General features: G+C 71.9%; 2 pseudogenes. Both read right to left on the bottom strand.

Annotation, left to right across the window (positions count from 1 at the left end):
* Positions 1-350 (bottom strand): annotated as a pseudogene (locus NA10_RS29195) (phage protease); the annotation flags it as partial.
* A pseudogene (locus tag NA10_RS38315) lies at positions 347-565 on the bottom strand (phage portal protein family protein); the annotation flags it as partial. The pseudogenes NA10_RS29195 and NA10_RS38315, both read right to left, overlap by 4 nt.

The raw sequence follows: 565 nt of genomic DNA, 5'->3' as shown, positions 1-565 counted from the left end.
GAGCGCTGCGGGTAGGCCGAGGCAATCACGGTGTGCCCGTTGGCATCCGGGGTCGCCAGCCAGCCTGGCATACCGACGAGATCGCCGATCAGGGTCGCGCCGTCGACAACGGCGAGGTTGTCGACCCATCCGATCGCGGGCTCGCCATCGAACCGAGGGTCGCTGTGCCCCAACTTGATTCGCGGGCGATGCACCGCCGGGCAATCGGTGGCGGCAACCGCGAACGCGAGATCGTCGGGGGTGAAGGTGTGGCGGCCGGTGCTGGCGTCCCACGTGCCGACACGCATGAGCTCGACTTGCGACAGATGCGAGAGCACCGGGGCCGTTGGCACGGACACGGGCGCGGTCAAAACAGGGCCTCCTGTGGCGCGGGTGCGCGCCGAGCTCGGCGCGCGGCGACCGGTGCGGCCGGTGCCGGTGCAGTGTCGGCGGGCGCGGGGGCGGCCGGGACGGCGGGGAATCCGAGTCGCTGGCGGACGGTCTGCTCGACGAGGATGTCCGGCGACAACAGGCCAGCGTCGACGAGCGTTTTCAGCGCGGCCGCCGTCGCGTCCTCGTTGCGTCC

It is taken from the genome of Nocardia acidivorans NBRC 108247, assembly GCF_001625085.1.
GTDB lineage: Bacteria > Actinomycetota > Actinomycetes > Mycobacteriales > Mycobacteriaceae > Nocardia > Nocardia acidivorans.
This window is presented reverse-complemented; position numbering and strand designations above follow the sequence as displayed.